The sequence below is a fragment of the Streptomyces mutabilis genome (genome assembly GCF_046628145.1).
GTDB classification, from domain to species: domain Bacteria; phylum Actinomycetota; class Actinomycetes; order Streptomycetales; family Streptomycetaceae; genus Streptomyces; species Streptomyces mutabilis.
Map to the genome: position 1 here is coordinate 1,054,448 of NZ_CP176874.1, position 18,598 is coordinate 1,073,045.

Genomic DNA, 18,598 nt, shown 5'->3' on the forward strand with positions numbered 1-18,598 from the left:
CCCGGGGCGACGGTAGCAGTCGATCAGTTGCGGTCCAGACCAAACGGGTGGTGCGGGCCGTCGACGGTTCACGCGCGGGGCCGGACGGCTCACCCGCCGACCGGACGGCTCAGGCGTCGGCGAGCGGCGAGCCGGAGGGCGTGCGCAGGGGTGCGGCGAGCTCGGCCAGGGCGCGTTCCAGGCCGTGGAGGTGGGCGAGCGCGGGTTCCGCGGCGCGCGGTCCACTCGCGTGGGCGGGGACGGAACCGCCGCCGGTGAGCGCTTCGACCGCGGTCTCGACGCGCCAGCATGCGGCGGCGAGCCGTGCGTCGTGCGAGGCCTCCGGGTCGGCGGCGACGGCGACCAGGCCACGGATCTCCCGGGCGCAGTCGTCGAGCAGGGCGAGCACCCGGCGGGCACGGTGCTTGCGGCCGCGCATCGGGTTCAGCGGATGGACGAGCGGGGCGAGGGACAGCCGGACCCGGCCCAGCAGCTGCTCCAGTTCGGCCACACGCGGCGCGGGGTCGGCCCCTTCGGTCCCGGCGAGGCGGGCGGCGGCCTCCGCGGTGCAGGCGTGGACGCACCGCAGGGCGCGCTGGATCCAGGCGTCGGTGACGGCGTGCGTGGTGACGGGCAGGACGAGGAGCACGGCGAGTGCGGCACCGAGCGCACCCACGCCGGTCTCGACCAGCCGCAGGGCGAGCAGCCCCGGGCTGAGGAAGCCCAGCAGGCCGTAGAGCAGCTCGGCGAGCAGGGTCACGCAGAGCATCATCCAGGTGTAGGAGACCGCGGCGGTGTAGAAGATGCCGAAGACGCAGGCGGCGGCGAGTACCGCCGTGGGCACCGCCGCCCCGGCCAGCGGGAAGGCGATCAGGAAGCCGAGTCCGATGCCGACGACCGTGCCGAGGACCCGGCGGAAGCCGCGGACCAGGGTCTCGCCGCGCGAGGTGGTGTTGACGAAGACCCACCAGGTGGCGCCGACGGCCCAGTACCAGCGCTCGTCGGACACCAGTTGGCCGACGACCAGGGCGAAGCCGGCGCCCGCGGTGGCCTGGACGGCCTGGCGGGTGGTGATGCGGGCGAGTCCGGTGCCGGCGGGCGGCGCGGGGGCGGCGGGCGGGGGCAGGCGGCGCTCGTAGCACCACAGGCCGAAGCGCACCGCCGCGGCGGTGGCCACGGACAGCAGGACGGCGGCGTACATCTCGGGCAGCCGGTCCGTGGTCGCGTGCAGGAACTGCGCGATGAAGAAGGTCATGAAGGCGAACACGCCGAGGCTGTGTCCGCGCGGGCCCCACCGCCGGGCGTACACGCCCGCGCCGACGACGGCGAGGAAGGTGAGGTCCCGTGCCACGGGGAGGTCGTGCAGCGCGGCGGCGGCGGTGAGCACGGGCAGTCCGACGACCGGCAGGAGAGCAGTGGTGACCCCCTGTCCGCGCACGGTGGCGTCGGTGACGGTGAACAGCGCCAGCAGCGCGGCGAGCCCGCCGATGACGGCGCCCACCAGAGAGGTACCGGCGAGACCGCAGACGACCACGGCCAGCCCGATGCCGAGGACGGCCCGCGCGGCGAACCGCAGCCGGGACCGTCCCGGGTCCGGGCTCATGAACACCCTCTTCAGCACTGATTACCGCCCCCTCGCGCACTGGCCCCGAGTCACTGGCATGAAAAAGGCGCCGCGGGGTCCGCAGCGCCATCGACCCTCCTATAGGAGCATCCTTCCCACCAGTGGCTCAACAGCCGCACGAGGGAGTGGGCCATTGGTACAGTTTCCACGGCATCTCTACGGCCACCGAAGTGCCAATGGCCGACGAAGGAGGCCGCGTACGCCGTGGCCGTCGACGAGCTGGACACCCGCATCCTGCGACTGCTGCTGGAGCAGCCGCGCACCAGCGTGCGCGAGTACGCCCGCGTCCTCGGGGTCGCCCGCGGGACGCTCCAGGCCCGGCTGGACCGCCTGGAGCGCGACGGCGTGATCACCGGCACCGCGCCGTCCCTCTCCCCCGCCGCACTGGGCCACCCGGTGCTCGCGTTCGTGCACATCGAGGTCACCCAGGGACACCTGGACGAGGTGGGCGAGGCGCTGGCGGCCGTGCCGGAGATCGTCGAGGCCTTCTCCATCACCGGCGGCGGGGACCTGCTGACCCGTGTCGTGGCCCGCGACAACGCCCACCTGGAAGACGTGGTCCAGAAGCTGATCAGCCTGCCCGGGGTGGTGCGCACCCGCAGCGAGGTGGCACTGCGCGAGCGCGTCCCGCACCGGCTGCTGCCCCTGGTGGAGTCGATCGGGCGCTCGGCACGGAAGTAGGACTTGGCATGCTGGACCCCATGAGCACTCTCGACGGCATCTCGGTCATCTTCGATCTCGACGGAACACTCGTGGACAGCGAGCCGAACTACTACGAGGCGGGCCGGCAGACCCTGGCCGAGTACGGCGTCCCCGACTTCACCTGGGCGGAACACGAGGAGTACGTGGGCATCAGCACCCAGGAGACGGTCGCCGACTGGAAGCGGCGCTACGGCCTGCGGGCACCGGTGGAGGAACTGCTCGCCGTCAAGAACCGCCACTACCTGGAGCTGGCCCGCACCTCCGCCCGCGCGTACCCCGAGATGCGGAAGTTCGTCGAGCTGCTGGCCGGCGAGGGGGTGCCGCTGGCCGTGGCCTCCGGTTCTTCGCCCGAGGCCATCGAGACGATCCTGTCCCGCACCGGCCTGGACGCGCAGTTGCGGACGATCGTCTCGGCCGACGAGGTCGCGCAGGGCAAGCCGGCCCCGGATGTCTTCCTGGAGGCGGCCCGCCGGCTGGGCGCGGACCCGGCCGACTGCGTGGTCCTGGAGGACGCCGCCCCCGGAGCCGCCGCCGCGCACGCGGCCGGCATGCGGTGCATCGCGATCCCCTACGTCGCGACGCAGGCGGACGCCCCGGAGTTCGCCGGCGCCGATCTGCTGGTACGAGGCGGACAGGCGGAGTTCACCGCACGGGCGGCGTACGACTGGCTCGCGCGGACGGTGCGGGCCGCCTGACCGCGTCCGCCGGACGGTACTCGCCGGTAGCGTTGACGCTCCTCAGCCCCCTGCCTATCTTCTGGGCGACCTTTCGAACATCGTTCGTCATATCGAACGATTCGCATCGCAAGAATCGAGGAGCACATTGGCAGCGCCCCTCCCCCGGCGGACCCTCCTGCTCGCCGCGGCACTCGCCGCGGGAACGCCCGCGGTCTCGCATGCGGCGACCGGTCGGCCGGGTGCCGGTCCCCAGGCACCGGCTCCGCCCGCCGGCCTCGTGGGCCCCGCGACACCGGCGGCCTGGTCCGTGCGGCCGTTCGGACTCGAGGACGTGACACTCGGCCGGGGTGACTTCAGCGACAAGCGGCGGCTGATGCTGGACCACGCCCGGGGCTACGACGTGAACCGGCTGCTCCAGGTCTTCCGGGCCAACGCCGGTCTGTCCACCCTCGGCGCCGTCGCCCCGGGCGGCTGGGAAGGGCTGGACGGCGAGGCCAACGGCAACCTGCGCGGTCACTACACGGGCCACTTCCTGACCATGCTGTCCCAGGCGTACCGAAGCACCGGCGAGCGGGTCTTCGCAGAGCGGATCGGCACCGTGGTCGGCGCCCTGACCGAGGTACGCGAGGCGCTGCGCGGCGACCCGGCGGTGCTGAGCACGCGGGGCCGCTTCGGCCCGGCCGCCGAGAACGTCCGCGGCTCCTACCAGTACGTCGACCTCCCCGCGGGCGTCCTAGGGGACACTCCCACGATCACGCTGGCCGCCTGGGTGAAGCCCGCGCACGACGGCGACTGGGCCCGCGTCGTGGACTTCGGCGACGACACCAACCGCTACCTCTACCTCGCCGCCCGCAACGCGGACGGCGTGCCGCGCTTCGCCATCACGGACGGCGGGGCCGGCGGCGAGCAGGGCATCGACGGCACGGCCGCCCTGCCCCTGGACCGGTGGAGCCACCTGGCCGTGACGCTCGCGGACGGCACCGGCACCCTCTACGTCGACGGCACCGCCGTGGCGCGGAACACCGCCATGACGCTGACCCCGGCGGCCCTCGGCCCGCTCGCCCACCACTGGCTGGGCCGCTCGCACTACCCCGCCGACCCCGTCTTCGCGGGTGCCTTCGAGGAGTTCAACGTCTGGTCGCGCGCCCTGAGCGCCGAGGAGATCGCCGCGCTGCGGGAGGTCCGCGCCGCCGACTCGCCCGCCGGCCGGGGCGACCTGGCGTCGTACGCCTTCGACGAGACCGACGGCGGGCGGTTCGCGGACGCCTCCGGCCGGGGCCTGACGGCCACCCTGCGCCGTACCTGGGGCGGACCCAGCCACCCCGGGTTCCTCGCGGCGTACCCGGAGACGCAGTTCATCGAGCTGGAGTCGATGACCGGCAGCGACTACACGAGGGTCTGGGCGCCTTACTACACGGCGCACAAGATCCTGCGGGGACTGCTGGACGCCCACCTCGCCACCGGTGACGGCCGGGCGCTGGACCTCGCGTCCGGGATGTGCGACTGGATGTACTCCCGCCTGTCGAAGCTGCCGGCGGCCACCCTGCAGCGCATGTGGGGCATGTTCTCCAGCGGCGAGTTCGGCGGCATCGTCGAGGCGATCTGCGATCTGCACGCCGTCACCGCCGAGGCGCGGCACCTCGCGCTGGCCCGGCTCTTCGACCTCGACCGGCTGATCGACGCCGGCGCCGCGAACACCGACGTCCTCGACGGTCTCCACGCCAACCAGCACATACCGATCTTCACCGGCCTGGTGCGGCTGTACGACGAGACCGGCGAGGAGCGCTACCTCACCGCCGCGAGGAACTTCTGGGGCATGGTCGTACCGCACCGCATGTACGCCATCGGCGGCACCAGCACCGGCGAGTTCTGGAAGGCGCGGGACGTGATCGCGGGCACCATCGGTGACACGACCGCCGAGAGCTGCTGCGCGTACAACCTGCTCAAGCTGAGCCGGACACTGTTCTTCCACGACCAGGACCCGGCGTACATGGACTACTACGAGCGGGCCCTGTACAACCAGGTGCTCGGCTCCAAACAGGACAGGCCCGACGCGGAGAAACCGCTCGTCACCTACTTCATCGGGCTGACGCCCGGTCATGTGCGCGACTACACGCCCAAGCAGGGCACCACCTGCTGCGAGGGCACCGGGATGGAGAGCGCCACCAAGTACCAGGACTCGGTGTACTTCGCGGCGGCCGACGGCGGCGCCCTGTACGTCAACCTCTACAGCCCTTCCACGCTCACCTGGGCCGAGCGGGGCGTCACCGTCACCCAGACCACGGAGTACCCGCGGGAACAGGGCAGCACCCTCACGATCGACGGTGGCGGCGCCTCGTTCGCGCTGCGGCTGCGGGTGCCTTCGTGGGCCACGGCCGGCTTCCGGGTCACCGTGAACGGGCGTGCCGTGCCGGGAACCCCGGTGCCGGGCAGCTACTTCACCGTGTCCCGGACCTGGCGGCGGGGCGACACCGTGCGGGTCCGCGTGCCCTTCCGGCTGCGGGTGGAGAAGGCGGTCGACGACCCCTCGTTGCAGGCTCTGTTCCACGGTCCGGTCAATCTGGTCGCCCGCGACCCGTCCACCGGTCTCCTGGAGTGCGGGCTGTACCGCAACGCCGGTCTCTCCGGCGACCTGCTGCACACGCTCACCCCCGTGCCGGGCAGGCCGCTGCACTACACGCTGGACGGCACCGAGTGGGCGCCCTTCGCCGAGGGGACCGAGGAGCCGACGCACGCGTACTTCCGGCGCTCGGAACCCCGGGTGGTGTTCGGCGGCACCGACTCGGGCGTCGCCAACCCGGCGAAGGCGGACGGCACCACACTGCTCGACGAGGTCTGGGCCGGGGCGCCGTTCAGGGGCAAGGGCGCGCTGGTGGCCCACGTGCGCTCGACGGTGGACGCGTGGGTCGACGGCGGGCTGCTCGGGCGGGAGGAGGGCGAGCAGGTGGTGCGTACGGCGCGCAAGGCGTCGTACGCGGACTGAACCGGACGGACACTTCCCCGAGTTTTTGCCCGGGGAAGTGATCGGTTCGCCGCCCGCATCCGTACCTCCTGGTGTCCGAGCCTGTCCTCGCTCCAGGAGGCACGATGCGCATCACGCGCACCACGGCAGGGACCGCCTTCGTGGCCGGTGCCCTGGTCCTCACCCTCACCGCGCTCGCCTACCCGACGATGCTGGGGGTGCAGAACACGGGCAACGACCAGGCCCGGGTCATCACCAACACGGTGTACGGGCCGCTCACCGAGGCCGACCGGGACTTCGTGGTGAAGGTGCGGGCGGCAGGGCTGTGGGAGCACCCGCTCGGGCTGATGGCGATGGAGCGGGGGACGACACCGGAGATGAAGGAGGCCGGCGAGCACCTGGTCGTCGGGCACGCCCGGCTCGACGCGACCTGCCGCAAGATCGCGCCGGAGCTGGGCATCACCCTGCCCAACCTGGCCTCCCCGCAGCAGCAGCAGTTCGTGTCGACCGTGGACGGGACGACGGGCAAGCAGTTCGACACCACCGCGGTCAACATCATGCGCATCACGCACGGGCAGATCTTCCCGGCGATCGCGAACATCCGGGCCAACACCAAGAACTCCCTGGTGCGGCAGCTGGCCGACCAGGCCAACGACACCGTGCTGGACCACATCACGGTGCTGGAGAAGACCGGCCTGGTCAACTTCGACCAGGTCAACTTCCAGCAGTCGGCCCCGCCGGACCTGCCCAAGGCGCAGCTCACTCCGCCGGCGCCGCAGCCAGGTGAGCCGGTGCTCTCCCTCACCGCGCCGCCCGGCCTCGAGGTCAACACCTCGGCGCCCAGTCCGAGTCCGACGGTCCGGTGACTCGGGGCGGCGGAGCCCGGTGCCCTCAGCCGCGGCGCGGCCGGCCGCGCCGGGCGCCCTTGCCGCTGCCGCTCTTGCCGCCGTCCCTGCCGCCGCTTTTCGGGGTGCCGCCCGCGCCGCGCCGGGCGCCCCCGGTCTGCTTCCCGGCCGCCTGCTTGCGCCGCGTGGGGGCGGCTTCCGTCCGTTCGCCCTTGCGCGGTGCCTGCGCGGGCTGCCGGCCCCGGGTGCTGTTGACGGTGCGGCCCCGGACGATGCCGATGAAGTCCTCCACCCGGTCGGTGTGCGCGTCCTCGGGCCAGGACAGCGCCACGCTCGACCCGGGGGCGTCGGTGACCGTCCGGTACGTGAGGTCCTTGCGGTGGTGCAGTCGGGCCAGCGACAGGGGGACGAGCAGCACGCCGATCCCGGCGGCCACCAGCTCGACGGCGTCCGCGGTGGTGGCGGGACGCTCGAACGCGGGCCGGCCCGGCGGCCGCTCCCAGCCGAGGACGTCGTCGAGGGGGTGCAGCACGATCTCGTCGGCCAGGTCCTCGACGGTCACCTCGTCGGCCGCGGTGACGAGGTGGTCCTTGGGGATCACCACGACCGTGGTCTCGGTGTAGAGGGGGATCGCGCTGAGGGCGGTCCGGTCGACGGGCAGCCGCACCAGCCCGGCGTCGGCGTCGCCGGCCAGCAGCACGCCACCCGCCTCGGCGGCGGGGACCTGGGTCAGGGTCAGCGGGACGTCGGGCAGCCGCTCGTTCCAGATGCGCACCCATTTGTCGGGCGTCACCCCCGGGACGTACGCGAGCCGGAACGAGGGGGGTTCTTCCGAGCCTGTCACCCGGCCAGGTTACCGGGCGTGGTCGCGGGCCGTGGCCACCAGGCACGGGCGGGAGCCGCGGTCACCGGGCGTGGTCGGCGGTCGTGCGTACGCTCGATACCCTGGACACCATGACGTCGCACCAGAACACCCAGACCATGAAGCCCGCGACCGCGGCGAAGAAGCTGGGTGTGTACCTCGAGGCCACACCCGCCGAGTTCCGGGAGGGCGTCGTCACGCGCGCCGAGCTGAACGCGCTCCAGGCCGACCCGCCCGCCTGGCTGCGGGACCTGCGGCGCGACGGCCCGCACCCGCGACCGGTGGTGGCGGCCAAGCTGGGCGTCTCCATCGCGGGGCTGCACCGGGGCGGGGTGACGGAGCCGCTCACCACCGAGCAGATCGAGGCGCTCAAGGAGGAGCGCCCGGAGTGGCTGGAGCGCGAGCGGGCCGTCCAGGCCGACGTGCGCAAGGAGGCGGCCCGGGTGAAGAAGCTGCACGCCGAGCGGGCGGAGCGGGCCGCGCGCGACTGACCGTCGCCCCGGTCCTCGTCCTCACCCTCGTCCGCTCACCCCTCGTCCGCTCACCCCTCGGCCTTCTGCTCGGTCGCGCTCCACGCGTACTGGAGCCAGTCCGACACCACCACGGCGCTCAGGCCGGCGGCCACCAGCCGGGCGGCCCGGGGCGCGACGGCGTAGGTGCCGACCAGCCCGCCGGCCACCCAGGTGGAGGTGCAGAACGGGCAGGAGACCAGGTCGCCGACGGCACGCCGCAGGCCCGTGCCGCGCGGGGCGTCCATCACCTCACTGGCCTCGCCCTCCCGCTCGCGCCGGGTGAACGGCGCCCGCAGGAAGCTGGTGACCTTGTCCTTGGTCAGCAGCCGGGACATCTTGAACGTGGCCGCCCCCAGCATGGCCACGTCCCAGGCGGGGACGGTGTCGGGCAGGCGCAGCCCGCGGCGCCGCGCGGTCACGGCGAACACCCCGACCGCCGCCGCGAAGGTCGTCGCGAGCGCCGCGTATCCCCCGAGAGGGGTGTCCTCCTCGCCGTCGTAACGCTGTTCACCGTCCGTCATGGGTACCTCCTTCGGGACCGCCCCTTCGGCCGAAGAGGTCGGCACAGTCCTCGGGCAGCTGGGCCAGGAGGTGCTCGACGCGGTCGCCGGGCACCGCCTCGCCCAGGGTGGAGAGCACGGCGCCGGCGTCCCATTCCGCGGTGCGTGGCCGGGCACCGGTCTGCTGGGCCACGCGCCGGAGGAACTCCTCGCGGCCGAACGTCTCGGGACGCCCGCGTTCCAGGCGCAGCGCGTCGTCCAGGGGCGCGGGCAGGTCGGAGGCCAGGCCCGCCGCCTCGTCCGGCCCGATGCGGGACGCGATCACCCACAGGACCGCCGTACTGACCTGTTCGGCCTCGTCCTCGCTGTGGTACTCGCCGCGGTCGCGGACCAGGGTCAGGAATTCGTCGAACCGCACGGCGTCGCCTCCTTCACCGGTTCTCGCCGCCGGGCCGGGTGCCCCGGGACCGGCCGGGGAAACGGGGCGCGATCTCACCGCCGGGCACGTTGCGCGTGGGCGTCGGCGAGCGCGAGTATCCGGGTCAGGGCGTCGGCCGTGAAGAGTGCGCGTCCGGCTGCGATCCGCTCCCGCCGGGCCGGACGGGCGGCGGTGAGCCGCCGCAGTGCGCCGAGCAGCGCGGCGTCGTCCCCGGCGACCTCCGACACCCCCAGCGCCGCCATCCGCCGAACGCCGTCAGCGCCGTGGCCGGGTATCGGGCGGTGCCCCACGACCGGCAGTCCGGCGGCGAGCGCCTGTACGGCGGTCTGGCCGGCGGCGTTGTCCACCAGGGCGCGGGCCGCGTGCAGCAGGCCGGGCATGTCCGTCACCCAGCCCAGCGCGAGTACGCCCGGTGTGCCGGACAGGTCGCGGCGCAGCCGCTCGTTGTCCCCGCAGAGCACGACCGGCAGGAAGCCGTTTCCCGTCAGGAGCCGGACGGTGGTGTCCAGGCGCGAGCCGACCCCCCAGGCGCCCGCGGAGAGCACCACGGCGGGCCGCCCGGGACCGAGCCGGTCGAACAGCTCCCGCCACCCGTCCGCGCCGGGAGCGTCGGCGAAGAACTCCGGCGCGACGACGGGCCCGCACGCCTCCGCGACGGTGCCGGTGCTCTTCCGCACCTCGCGGGCCGCGTCCTCCGTCAGGCACAGGCAGCGGTCGTTGCCGGGGTGGAGCCACTGCCGGTGGACCGCGAAGTCGATGACGAGGACGGCGCTGGGCACGGACAGCAGACCGCGGGCACGCAGGTGGCCGGTGAGCTGGGCGCCGAGGTGGAAGACGGGCACGACCACGTCCGCACCCGAACGTTCGGCCAGCTCGCGCAGCCGGTCGCCGGCGAGCCGGGCCAGGGGGGTCCCGCCGGGGCGGCGTCCGGCGCCGGGGCGCAGGAAGAGGCGGTAGAGGGCGGCGTACGCCCACGGGAAGTGGCGCACCGACCCCCGGTAGAAGTGCCGCAGCGCGGTGCCCAGGCCGTACGGCAGCAGGGCGAGGACATCGACGACCCGGGCGTCGTCACCGTGTTCCCGGGCCCGGCGGACCAGCTCCGCGGCGACCGTGTCGTGCCCGGCGCCCATGCTCGCGCTGACCACCAGCAGACGTCGGCCTTCACGCACCGGGCGCGGGGTGGCGGGCCGGCGGGGCGCGGGCGAGCTGCGAGGACACACGGCGCACCAGTTGCCCGCCCGGAACGTTCCAAACCGCCGCACAAGCGGGTGTTTCGGGCGCGCCACCAGGGATACTCCGTGACCGCCCGACCGGCCGGACAGCCGAGCCCGACAGCTCGGCCGGCCGGGCTCAGGCGTCCGCCCCGAGCCAAGGTGGTCCTCATGGTCCATGCGTTCTCCCGTCCCCGGTCGGTTCCCGGACCGCAGGTCGTCGCGCCCGACGCGGACCACGCCAGGCCCCGGCGGGAGCCCGTCGGCGGGCGGGGCACGCGGACGCGCACGGCTCTCGTGACGGGTGCGTCCTCCGGCATCGGCGCGGCCGTGGCCCGCCGGTTGAGCGAGGAGGGCGGCTGGCGGCTGGTGCTCAGCGGGCGTGACCCGTCGCGGCTGCGCGATGTCGCCGAGGACGCCTCGGCGACCGCCTTCGCCGCGGATCTCACCCTGCCCGGCGCCGACCGGCAGCTCGCCGACTTCACGCTGGCCACGGTGGGTCCGGTGGACCTGCTGGTGGCGGGTGCCGGGGTCGGCTGGGCCGGGGAGTTCCTGGACATGCCTCGGCACACCATCGACGAGGTGCTCGACATCAACGTGTCGGCCACGCTGCGGCTGGTGCGGCTGGTGCTGCCGGGCATGGTGCAGGCGGGGTCGGGGCGGGTGGTGCTCATCGGGTCGCTGGCGGGCAGTGTGGCGGTGCGCGACGAGGCCGTGTACTCCGCGGCCAAGGCCGCGATCGGCGGCTTCGCGGACGCGCTGCGTTACGAGCTGCGCGGCACCGGCGTGGGCGTCACGCACGTGGTGCCCGGTGTGGTCGACACCCCGTTCTTCGAGCGCCGCGGTGCTCCCTACCGGCGGTCCCGGCCGCGTCCGGTGCCGCCCGAGCGCGTGGCCGAGGCGGTGCGGACGGCGGTGGCACGGGGCCGGGACGAGGTGTACGTGCCGGGCTGGCTGCGGCTGCCGTGCCGGGTGCGGGGCACGGCACCGGGACTGTACCGGCGACTGGCCGCGCGGTTCGGATGACGTGCGGTGCGTGCGGTGGTCGTGCGCTTCGGGCGTCGTGCGGTGCGGGCGCAGGCCGTGCGGTGCGGGCGCATGCGGTGCTGGTGTCGTGCGGTGCGGGTGAGGTCCGGATGAGCGGGAGTGCGCGGCGGTGAGTGCCCTCACCGTCGTCCTGGCCCTGTTCGCGGCGTTGTCCAACGCGGCGGCGTCGGTGCTGCAGCGCCGGGCGGCGGCGCAGGACGAGAACCGGGCGGGTGCCCGGCACACGGTGGTGCGCTCGCTGCTGCGGCTGGTACGCGACCGCTACTGGGTGGGCGGGGCGGCACTGCTGGCGCTGACGACGGTGCTTCAGGGGGCCGCGCTGGCGGTGGGCAGTCTGGCCGTCGTGCAGCCCCTGATGGCCAGTGAGCTGCTGTTCACCCTGATGGTGGGCAGTCTGGTCTTCCACCGGCGGCCCGACCCGCAGACCTGGCTGGCGTTCGTGGCGCTGGCCGTGGGGCTCTCGCTGTTCCTGGGCGCCGCCGCGCCGTCGGCCGGCCACGACACGGCGACGCCGGGCCGGTGGGGCTGGGCGGGCCTGGCGCTGTTCGTCGTGGTGACGGCCCTGGCCTCGGCCGGCAGCCTGGTGCGGGGCGCACCCCGGGCCGCCCTGTTCGGGTCGGCGTCGGCCGTGGCGTTCGGCGGTACGGCGGCGCTGCTCAAAGAGGTCACCGGGCGGCTTCCGCAAGGGGTGGGCGCGGTGCTGGCCCAGTGGCCGGTGTACGCCACGGGAGTGGTCGGCGTGGTCAGCTTCCTGCTGTTGCAGAGCGCGTTGCGCGCGGGAACCCTCGCGGCGTCCCAACCGGCGCTGACCCTGGGCGACGCGCTGACCAGCGTGGCCCTGGGCTGGGCGCTGTTCGGCGAGGAGATCGCGCTCGGGGTGCGGGTGCTGCCCGAGCTGATCGGCGTGGCGCTGATCGGCCTCGGCAGCGTGGGGCTGGCGCGGGCGCCGTCGGTGCACGGTGCGTGGGACACGGCGCCGGCGGCGCGGGACGGGCCCACGGGCCGGCGGAAGGTGTGACCGGGCTGCCCCGAGGCGGGCCACCCGCCGCCCGGCACCGCGCCGGGCCGCGCGGGGCGAGGCGAGGCGGTCGGAGCGGAGCGGACGGAGACAGAAGCAGGAAGCGGACGGAGACGGGAGACAGACGCATGCGTGAGGGTTTCCGTGCCGGACCGGCGGTGTGCGCGGTCGCTCCGTTCGTCGCCGCGCTGGCCCACATCGGTCCGGCCGCGACCTGGCTGCCCGGGCTGCGCCGGCGCCGGTTCCCCGGGCTGGCCGGACAGGGCCGCCCCGGCCATGTCGCCCTCACCTTCGACGACGGTCCCGACCCGGTCTCCACGCCGCACTTCCTCGACCTGCTGGACGGGCTCGGGGTGCGGGCGACGTTCTTCGTCCTGGGCGAGAACGTCGTACGCCACCCGACCCAGGCCCGGGAGCTGGCCCGGCGGGGGCACGAACTCGCCGTCCACGGCTGGACGCACGACCGTCCCTGGCTGCCGTCACCGGCGCGGGACGCGCGCGAGCTGGGGCGGGCCGTCCGCGTGGTGCGCGAGGTCACCGGGCAGGCCCCGCTCTGGTACCGCCCGCCCTACGGCATCCTCACCTCCGGCCGCTGGACCGCGTGCCGCCGGGCCGGGCTCCGGCCGGTGCTGTGGACGGCGTGGGGCAAGGACTGGCGGCAGGACGCCACACCCGCCTCGGTGCGGGCCACCGTGGCGGCGGACCTGCGCGGGGGCGGCACCGTCCTCCTGCACGACACCGACCACGCCTCCGCCCCCGGCAGCTGGCGGGCGGCCCTCGCCGCCCTGCCCGGCATCGTGCGCGACTGCCGCGCGGCCGGGCTGGAGGTCGGGCCGCTGCTGGAGCACGGGGTCGTCGGGACGGTCCGCGCCCGGGATGCAGGCGGGGGCGTACCGGCGCCGTCGGGGGCCGCGCCGTTTCGGTCACCGGCGCCGGGACAGCCGTAGCGTCGTGAGGGACGGCCACGAGCGGCGTCCGGACCGCCCGGCCTGCTCGCGGAGGAGTACGACGTGCGTCAGCGGCAGCCGCGCAGCGACCTCCCGCACGCCTTCGTGGACGCCCTGATGCTGGAGTGCGCGGTCCGTCTGGCCGGCGAGCACTGCCCTGAGCCTGCGACGCTCGCCGGGGCCCGCGCCGACCGGCCCCGGCGAGCGTCGTCCTGATGCCGGCCCGGTGCGGGCGGGCCGCGACCCGGTCCCCGCTCCCGTCAGGCCGCCGCCCCGGTCAGCCCGCGGTGGATCGGGGCCGCGCCGCCGGTCAGCGGCCGCCCCGTTCCGCCGTGCCGCAGGGCGACGATCTCCGCCGCGATGGAGAGCGCGGTCTCCTCGGGTGTCCGGGCGCCCAGGTCCAGGCCGATCGGTGAGCGCAGGCGGGAGAGTTCGCGCTCGGTCAGGCCCGCCTCGCGCAGCCGCCGGTTCCGGTCCTCGTGGGTGCGGCGCGAGCCCATCGCCCCGACGAACGCGACCGGCATCCGCAGTGCCTCCGTCAGCAGCGGCACGTCGAACTTGGCGTCGTGGGTGAGGACGCACAGCACCGTGCGTTCGTCGGTGGGGGTGCTCCGCAGGTAGCGGTGCGGCCAGTCGACGACGACCTCGTCGGCCTCGGGGAAGCGGGCGGGCGTGGCGAAGACGGGCCGGGCGTCGCACACCGTCACGTGGTGTCCGAGGAACTTGCCGGCCCGCACCAGCGCCGCCGCGAAGTCCACCGCGCCGAAGACGATCATGCGGGGCGGCGGCACCCTGGACTCGACGAGCAGGGTGAGCCCGCCGGGGCAGTGCGAGCCGTCCTCCGAGAGGCCGACCGTGCCGGTACGGCCGGCGTGCAGCAGGGCGCCGGCCTCGGCCACCGCCGTGCGGTCCAGGTCCGGGTGGCCGCCGAGACCGCCCTCGTACGAGCCGTCGGAGCGGACCAGCAGCGCCCGGCCCAGCAGTTCGGCGGGGCCCTCGACGACCCGGGCGAGGGCCGCGGTGCCGCCCCGGGCGGCGGTGGCCAGCGCCGCCCGGAACACCTCCCGCGAAGGCGCCCCCGCGCCGACCGGTGTGACCAGCACGTCGATGACCCCGCCGCAGGTGAGGCCGACCGCGAAGGCGTCCTCGTCGCTGTAGCCGAACCGCTCGCGCACCGTCTCGCCGCTGCGGAGGGCGTCGGCGCACAGGTCGTACACCGCGCCCTCCACGCAGCCGCCGGAGACGGAGCCGATCGCCGTGCCCTCGCTGTCGACGGCGAGGGCGGCGCCCGGCCCGCGCGGCGCGCTGCCGCCGACGGAGACGACGGTGGCGACGGCGAACTCCCGGCCCTCCTCCAGCCAGCCGTTCAGCTCGTCGGCGATGTCAAGCATCCGCCCCGCCCCCGGCTGTGGGAGCCGTCGCCGAGAGCACGCGGTCGGGACGGATCGGGAGGCTGCGGTGGCGTACGCCGGTCGCGTGCCAGACCGCGTTGGCGACGGCCGCCGCCGCGCCGACGATGCCGATCTCGCCGACGCCCTTGATGCCGACCGGGTCGTCCGGGTCGTGGTCGTCCACCCAGTCCGCGTGGATGTCGCCCACGTCGGCGTGCGTGGCCACGTGGTAGCCGGCGAGGTCGGGGGCGTACAGACCACCGGTGGCGCGGTCCCGGACCGCCTCCTCGTGCAGGGCCATGGAGATGCCCCAGATCATGCCGCCGACGAGCTGGTTGCGGGCGGTGAGGGGGTTGACGATGCGGCCCGCCGCGAAGATGCCGAGCATGCGGCGCACCCGCACCTCGCCGGTGGCGGTGTCCACGGCGACCTCGGCGAACTGCGCCCCGAAGGAGTGCCGTTCCTTCTGCGCGAGGGCGCCGAGCGCCGCGGTGGTGTCGGAGCGCACGGTGATGCCCTCCGGGGGGACGGTCGTGCCCAGGGCGAGCCGCTCCCGCAGGTCGCGGGCCGCCTCCGTGATCGCCCAGGCCCAGGAGCGGGTGCCCATCGAGCCGCCCGCGATCATCGCCGGTCCGAAGTCGCTGTCGCCGATCCGGACCCGGACCCGCTCGGGCGTGACCTCCAGCGCGTCGGCGGCGACCAGGGTGAGCGCGGTCCGGGCGCCGGTGCCGAGGTCGGCGGCGGCGATCCGCACGGTGAAGGTGCCGTCGGCCTCCGCGGTCAGCAGGGCCGTGGAGGGGCCGGCGCCGGCGCCGAAGGAGGCCGCGGCCGTGCCGGTGCCCAGCAGCCAGCGCCCGTCGCGGCGGATTCCGGGCCGCGGGTCGCGCTCGGCCCAGCCGAAGCGGCGGGCGCCTTCGCGGAAGCAGGCCGCCAGGTTGCGGCTGCTGAACGGCAGCCCGGAGACCGGGCCGGCCTCGGGCTCGTTGCGCAGGCGCAGTTCGATCGGGTCGACGCCGCAGCGCTCGGCGAGTTCGTCCAGTGCCGCCTCGATCGCGAAGGACCCCGGCGCCTCGCCCGGCGCGCGCATGAAGGTCGGGGACGGCACGTCGAGCCGTACGACGTGGTTGGCGGTGCGGTGGGCGTCGGCGTCGTACATGACCCGGGCGACGCCCGCGCCGGGCTCCACGAACTCGTACACGGTCGAGGTCTGGTTCAGCGAGCGGTGGTCCAGGGCGCGCAGCCGGCCGTCGGCGTCGGCGCCGAGCCGGACGCGCTGGGCGGTGGGGCTGCGGTAGCCGGCCAGCGAGAACATCTGACGCCGGGTCATGACCACGCGCACCGGGCGGTGCAGGACGGTCGCTGCCATCACGGCGGAGACCTGGTGGGCGCGCAGGCCCTTGCTGCCGAAGCCGCCGCCGATGTGTTCGGAGCGCACCCGCACGGCCGACTCGTCCAGGGAGAACATCTTCGCCAGCTCGGTCTGGACCCAGGTGGCGCCCTGGTTGGAGTCGATCACCTCCAGTCGGCCGCCGTCCCACAGGGCCGTGGCCGCGTGCGGCTCCATCATGCTGTGGTGCTCTTCGGGGGTGGTGTACTCCTCGTCCACGACGACGGCGGACGCGGCGAGCGAGGCCGCCAGGTCGCCCTTCTCGGTCTCGGCGGGCATGTGCCCGTCGGCCGGGTAGGCGCCGGGGTGGTCGGAGGTGAGCGCGGTGTCGTGCGGCTCTTCGTCGTAGGTGACGACGAGGGCCTCGGCGGCCTCCCGGGCCTGCTCGGGCGTCTCGGCGACGACGAGGGCGACCGGCCAGCCGGCGTGCGGGACCCGGTCGTCCTGGAAGACGGCGGCGGTCGGGTCCGGCGGGATGCCCAGCAGGCCGATGTAGTCGGTGTCGACGCGCGGGGCGTTGCCGTGGTGGAGCACGGCGAGCACGCCCGGCATGCCGAGGACCGCGTCGGTGTCGATGGAGCGGACGCGTCCGCGGGTGACGGTGGACAGGGCCAGCCAGCCGTGGGCGAGATCGGCGAAGGGGACCTCGCCGGCGTAGCGCGCCGCCCCGGTGACCTTGTCGCGGCCCTCCACGCGCGTGTGCGCGGTGCCGACGGCCCCCTTGACCGTCGTACGGCCGGTGGTGGCGGTGGTCATCGGGCGGCCTCCTCGGCGAGTTCGGTCAGGACGGCCACCACGAGGTTGCGCATGAGGGTCACCTTGTATCCGTTGTCGGGCAGCGGCCTCGCGGCCGCGAGTTCGGCGTCGGCCGCGGCGGCGAAGGCCGCGCCGTCGGCGGGCGCGCCGATCAGCGCGCTCTCGGCCGCACGGGCCCGCCAGGGCCGCGAGGCGACCGCGCCGAGGGCCAGCCGCGCGTCGCGTACGACGCCGTCCTCGACGTCGAGCGCGGCGGCGACCGAGCCGATGGCGAAGGCGTACGAGGCGCGCTCGCGCACCTTGCGGTAGCGGGAGCGGGCGGCGACCGGGGCGGGCGGCAGGACGACGCCGGTGATCAGCGCGCCGGGCGGCAGGGCCGTCTCCCGGTGCGGGGTGTCTCCGACGGGGAGGTAGAAGTCGGCGATCGGTGACTCCCCCGGTCCGTCAGGGGTTTCGTACGTGACGACGGCGTCGAGGGCGGCGAGGGCGACGCCCATGTCCGAGGGGTGGACGGCCACGCAGTGGTCGGTGGCGCCCAGGATCGCGTGGTTGTGGTGCTCGCCGGTGACGGCGGGGCAACCGCTGCCGGGGGCGCGCTTGTTGCACGGCTTGCTCACGTCGGTGAAGTAGCCGCAGCGGGTGCGCTGGAGGAGGTTGCCGCCGACGGTGGCCATGTTGCGCAGCTGCCCGGAGGCGCCGGCCAGGACCGCCTGGGTCAACACCGGGTAGCGGCGGCGCACTTCGGGGTGGGCGGCGAGGTCGCTGTTGGTGACGGTGGCGCCGATGCGCAGGCCGCCGTCGGGGGTGGTGTCGATACCGTCCAGGGGCAGTTCGCGGACGTCGACGAGGCGGGCGGGGCGTTCCACGCCGGCCTTCATGAGGTCGACGAGGTTGGTGCCGCCGCCGAGGTAGCGGGCGTCGGGATCGGCGGCGAGGAGGGCCACCGCGCCCGAGACGTCACCGGCGCGCTGATATCCGAACTCCCTCATGCGGCCGTCTCCTTCGCGCTCTGCGTGTCCGCCTCGTCGTGTGCCTCGGCCGCGCGGGCGACCGCCTGGACGATGGAGACGTAGGCGCCGCATCGGCACAGGTTGCCGCTCATCCGTTCGCGGATCTCCTCCGGTGTCAGGGGTGGCGGTCCGGCCTCGGGCCGCACGTCCTCGGTGGCGGCGCTGGGCCAGCCGGCCGCGTGTTCCTCGATGACGGCGATCGCCGAGCAGATCTGGCCGGGGGTGCAGTAGCCGCACTGGTAGCCGTCGAGGTCGAGGAAGGCCTGCTGCACCGGGTGCAGCCGGTCGCCCTCGGCCATGCCCTCGATGGTGGTGATCTCGCGTCCCTCGGCGGCGACGGCGAGGTTCAGGCAGGCCACGGCGCGGCGTCCGTCGACCAGGACGGTGCAGGCACCGCACTGCCCCTGGTCGCAGCCCTTCTTGGTACCGGTGAGATCGAGGCGCTCGCGCAGGGCGTCGAGCAGGGTGGTGCGGTGGTCGACGGTCAGCTGGTGCTTCTCGCCGTTGATGTTCAGGGTGACGGCACTGGACGTCGACGAGGGCGCTGGGGCCATGATCAGCCTTCTTTGGTGTCTGGTGACCGGGAAAACTGGCTGTAGGCAGTGGGGGCATCGATGGGCGGGGGCCGTCGGCCGCTTCCGCCGCTAGAGTGGGCGGGTAACCGGACAGCTGTCCGCTCACTGGAAACGTAACGGACAGTTGTCCGCTTAGCAAGGTCGGGATTCGGTC

General features: G+C 74.6%; 18 protein-coding genes. 9 read left to right on the forward strand and 9 right to left on the reverse strand.

Annotated features, from left to right (window positions below; translation table 11 throughout):
* Positions 1 to 109: 109 nt before the first annotated feature.
* On the reverse strand, positions 110 to 1,600 hold the full coding sequence (locus ACLIN4_RS04430; protein WP_289907735.1) for an FUSC family protein: 1,491 nt from the start codon (positions 1,598 to 1,600) through the stop codon (positions 110 to 112).
* Positions 1,601 to 1,807: 207 nt separating this feature from the next.
* Between ACLIN4_RS04430 and ACLIN4_RS04435 the strand changes: the two genes are divergently transcribed.
* The 4 genes from ACLIN4_RS04435 (at position 1,808) to ACLIN4_RS04450 (ending at position 6,810) form a co-directional block, all read left to right on the forward strand.
* Positions 1,808 to 2,284 carry an Lrp/AsnC family transcriptional regulator gene (locus tag ACLIN4_RS04435; RefSeq protein ID WP_043375717.1) on the forward strand — a complete coding sequence of 159 codons (477 nt, stop codon included), beginning with the start codon at positions 1,808 to 1,810 and terminating at the stop codon, positions 2,282 to 2,284.
* Between the two features lie 20 nt (positions 2,285 to 2,304).
* Complete coding sequence (locus ACLIN4_RS04440; protein ID WP_100047970.1) at positions 2,305 to 3,000, forward strand: HAD family hydrolase; 696 nt, start codon at positions 2,305 to 2,307, stop codon at positions 2,998 to 3,000.
* Positions 3,001 to 3,127: 127 nt separating this feature from the next.
* Positions 3,128 to 5,965 (forward strand): beta-L-arabinofuranosidase domain-containing protein, encoded by a 2,838-nt coding sequence (locus ACLIN4_RS04445; protein WP_411575515.1) that lies wholly within the window; start codon positions 3,128 to 3,130, stop codon positions 5,963 to 5,965.
* 104 nt (positions 5,966 to 6,069) lie between these two features.
* Positions 6,070 to 6,810 (forward strand): DUF4142 domain-containing protein, encoded by a 741-nt coding sequence (locus ACLIN4_RS04450; RefSeq protein ID WP_269956936.1) that lies wholly within the window; start codon positions 6,070 to 6,072, stop codon positions 6,808 to 6,810.
* Positions 6,811 to 6,835: 25 nt separating this feature from the next.
* Here ACLIN4_RS04450 and ACLIN4_RS04455 read toward each other — a convergent pair whose 3' ends face one another.
* The gene (locus tag ACLIN4_RS04455) at positions 6,836 to 7,633 is read right to left on the reverse strand and encodes a LysR family substrate-binding domain-containing protein (protein WP_411575516.1); all 798 of its coding nucleotides are present in this window, start codon (positions 7,631 to 7,633) and stop codon (positions 6,836 to 6,838) included.
* 110 nt (positions 7,634 to 7,743) lie between these two features.
* Between ACLIN4_RS04455 and ACLIN4_RS04460 the strand changes: the two genes are divergently transcribed.
* Positions 7,744 to 8,142 carry a DUF5997 family protein gene (locus ACLIN4_RS04460; RefSeq protein WP_100044918.1) on the forward strand — a complete coding sequence of 133 codons (399 nt, stop codon included), beginning with the start codon at positions 7,744 to 7,746 and terminating at the stop codon, positions 8,140 to 8,142.
* A 50-nt stretch (positions 8,143 to 8,192) separates the two neighbouring features.
* On the opposite strand, the gene ACLIN4_RS04465 is transcribed toward ACLIN4_RS04460, so the two are convergent.
* The 3 genes from ACLIN4_RS04465 to ACLIN4_RS04475 all read right to left on the reverse strand — a co-directional run bounded on the left by ACLIN4_RS04465 (position 8,193) and on the right by ACLIN4_RS04475 (position 10,271).
* Positions 8,193 to 8,684, reverse strand: a complete 492-nt coding sequence (locus ACLIN4_RS04465; protein WP_107478030.1) for a DUF1360 domain-containing protein — start codon at positions 8,682 to 8,684, stop codon at positions 8,193 to 8,195.
* Entirely contained in the window at positions 8,671 to 9,081 is a 411-nt protein-coding gene (locus ACLIN4_RS04470) for a DUF2267 domain-containing protein (RefSeq protein WP_411575517.1), read from the reverse strand. The genes ACLIN4_RS04465 and ACLIN4_RS04470 overlap by 14 nt, the downstream gene beginning before the upstream one ends.
* Positions 9,082 to 9,155: 74 nt before the next feature.
* Positions 9,156 to 10,271, reverse strand: coding sequence for an MGDG synthase family glycosyltransferase (locus tag ACLIN4_RS04475; RefSeq protein ID WP_411575518.1), 1,116 nt, complete (start codon positions 10,269 to 10,271; stop codon positions 9,156 to 9,158).
* 213 nt (positions 10,272 to 10,484) lie between these two features.
* Between ACLIN4_RS04475 and ACLIN4_RS04480 the strand changes: the two genes are divergently transcribed.
* The 4 genes from ACLIN4_RS04480 (at position 10,485) to ACLIN4_RS04495 (ending at position 13,541) form a co-directional block, all read left to right on the forward strand.
* Entirely contained in the window at positions 10,485 to 11,339 is an 855-nt protein-coding gene (locus ACLIN4_RS04480) for an SDR family NAD(P)-dependent oxidoreductase (protein WP_411575519.1), read from the forward strand.
* Positions 11,340 to 11,469: 130 nt separating this feature from the next.
* Entirely contained in the window at positions 11,470 to 12,378 is a 909-nt protein-coding gene (locus tag ACLIN4_RS04485) for a DMT family transporter (RefSeq protein WP_290012293.1), read from the forward strand.
* Between the two features lie 128 nt (positions 12,379 to 12,506).
* Entirely contained in the window at positions 12,507 to 13,325 is an 819-nt protein-coding gene (locus tag ACLIN4_RS04490) for a polysaccharide deacetylase family protein (RefSeq protein ID WP_289907741.1), read from the forward strand.
* Between the two features lie 63 nt (positions 13,326 to 13,388).
* Entirely contained in the window at positions 13,389 to 13,541 is a 153-nt protein-coding gene (locus ACLIN4_RS04495; RefSeq protein WP_373429069.1) for a hypothetical protein, read from the forward strand.
* 44 nt (positions 13,542 to 13,585) lie between these two features.
* Here the strand turns inward: ACLIN4_RS04495 and ACLIN4_RS04500 are convergent, their stop codons facing one another.
* From ACLIN4_RS04500 to ACLIN4_RS04515, 4 genes are read right to left on the reverse strand one after another with little or no spacing between them, the layout of a single operon-like run.
* The gene (locus ACLIN4_RS04500) at positions 13,586 to 14,716 is read right to left on the reverse strand and encodes an XdhC family protein (protein WP_289907742.1); all 1,131 of its coding nucleotides are present in this window, start codon (positions 14,714 to 14,716) and stop codon (positions 13,586 to 13,588) included.
* Complete coding sequence (locus ACLIN4_RS04505; protein WP_290012295.1) at positions 14,709 to 16,859, reverse strand: xanthine dehydrogenase family protein molybdopterin-binding subunit; 2,151 nt, start codon at positions 16,857 to 16,859, stop codon at positions 14,709 to 14,711. Before ACLIN4_RS04505 ends, ACLIN4_RS04500 begins: the two co-directional genes overlap by 8 nt.
* Entirely contained in the window at positions 16,856 to 17,848 is a 993-nt protein-coding gene (locus ACLIN4_RS04510) for an FAD binding domain-containing protein (protein ID WP_100044903.1), read from the reverse strand. The genes ACLIN4_RS04505 and ACLIN4_RS04510 overlap by 4 nt, the downstream gene beginning before the upstream one ends.
* Positions 17,845 to 18,423, reverse strand: coding sequence for a (2Fe-2S)-binding protein (locus tag ACLIN4_RS04515; protein WP_290012296.1), 579 nt, complete (start codon positions 18,421 to 18,423; stop codon positions 17,845 to 17,847). Before ACLIN4_RS04515 ends, ACLIN4_RS04510 begins: the two co-directional genes overlap by 4 nt.
* Positions 18,424 to 18,598: the final 175 nt, after the last annotated feature.

Bases quoted from the DNA above. Each gene is read 5' to 3' on its own strand.
- ACLIN4_RS04440 (WP_100047970.1), top strand. From the start codon at position 2,305: ATGAGCACTCTCGACGGCATCTCGGTCATCTTCGATCTCGACGGAACA.
- ACLIN4_RS04450 (WP_269956936.1), top strand. From the start codon at position 6,070: ATGCGCATCACGCGCACCACGGCAGGGACCGCCTTCGTGGCCGGTGCC.
- ACLIN4_RS04460 (WP_100044918.1), top strand. From the start codon at position 7,744: ATGACGTCGCACCAGAACACCCAGACCATGAAGCCCGCGACCGCGGCG.
- ACLIN4_RS04465 (WP_107478030.1), bottom strand. From the start codon at position 8,684: ATGACGGACGGTGAACAGCGTTACGACGGCGAGGAGGACACCCCTCTC.
- ACLIN4_RS04480 (WP_411575519.1), top strand. From the start codon at position 10,485: ATGGTCCATGCGTTCTCCCGTCCCCGGTCGGTTCCCGGACCGCAGGTC.
- ACLIN4_RS04490 (WP_289907741.1), top strand. From the start codon at position 12,507: ATGCGTGAGGGTTTCCGTGCCGGACCGGCGGTGTGCGCGGTCGCTCCG.
- ACLIN4_RS04500 (WP_289907742.1), bottom strand. From the start codon at position 14,716: ATGCTTGACATCGCCGACGAGCTGAACGGCTGGCTGGAGGAGGGCCGG.
- ACLIN4_RS04505 (WP_290012295.1), bottom strand. From the start codon at position 16,859: ATGACCACCGCCACCACCGGCCGTACGACGGTCAAGGGGGCCGTCGGC.
- ACLIN4_RS04510 (WP_100044903.1), bottom strand. From the start codon at position 17,848: ATGAGGGAGTTCGGATATCAGCGCGCCGGTGACGTCTCGGGCGCGGTG.
- ACLIN4_RS04515 (WP_290012296.1), bottom strand. From the start codon at position 18,423: ATGGCCCCAGCGCCCTCGTCGACGTCCAGTGCCGTCACCCTGAACATC.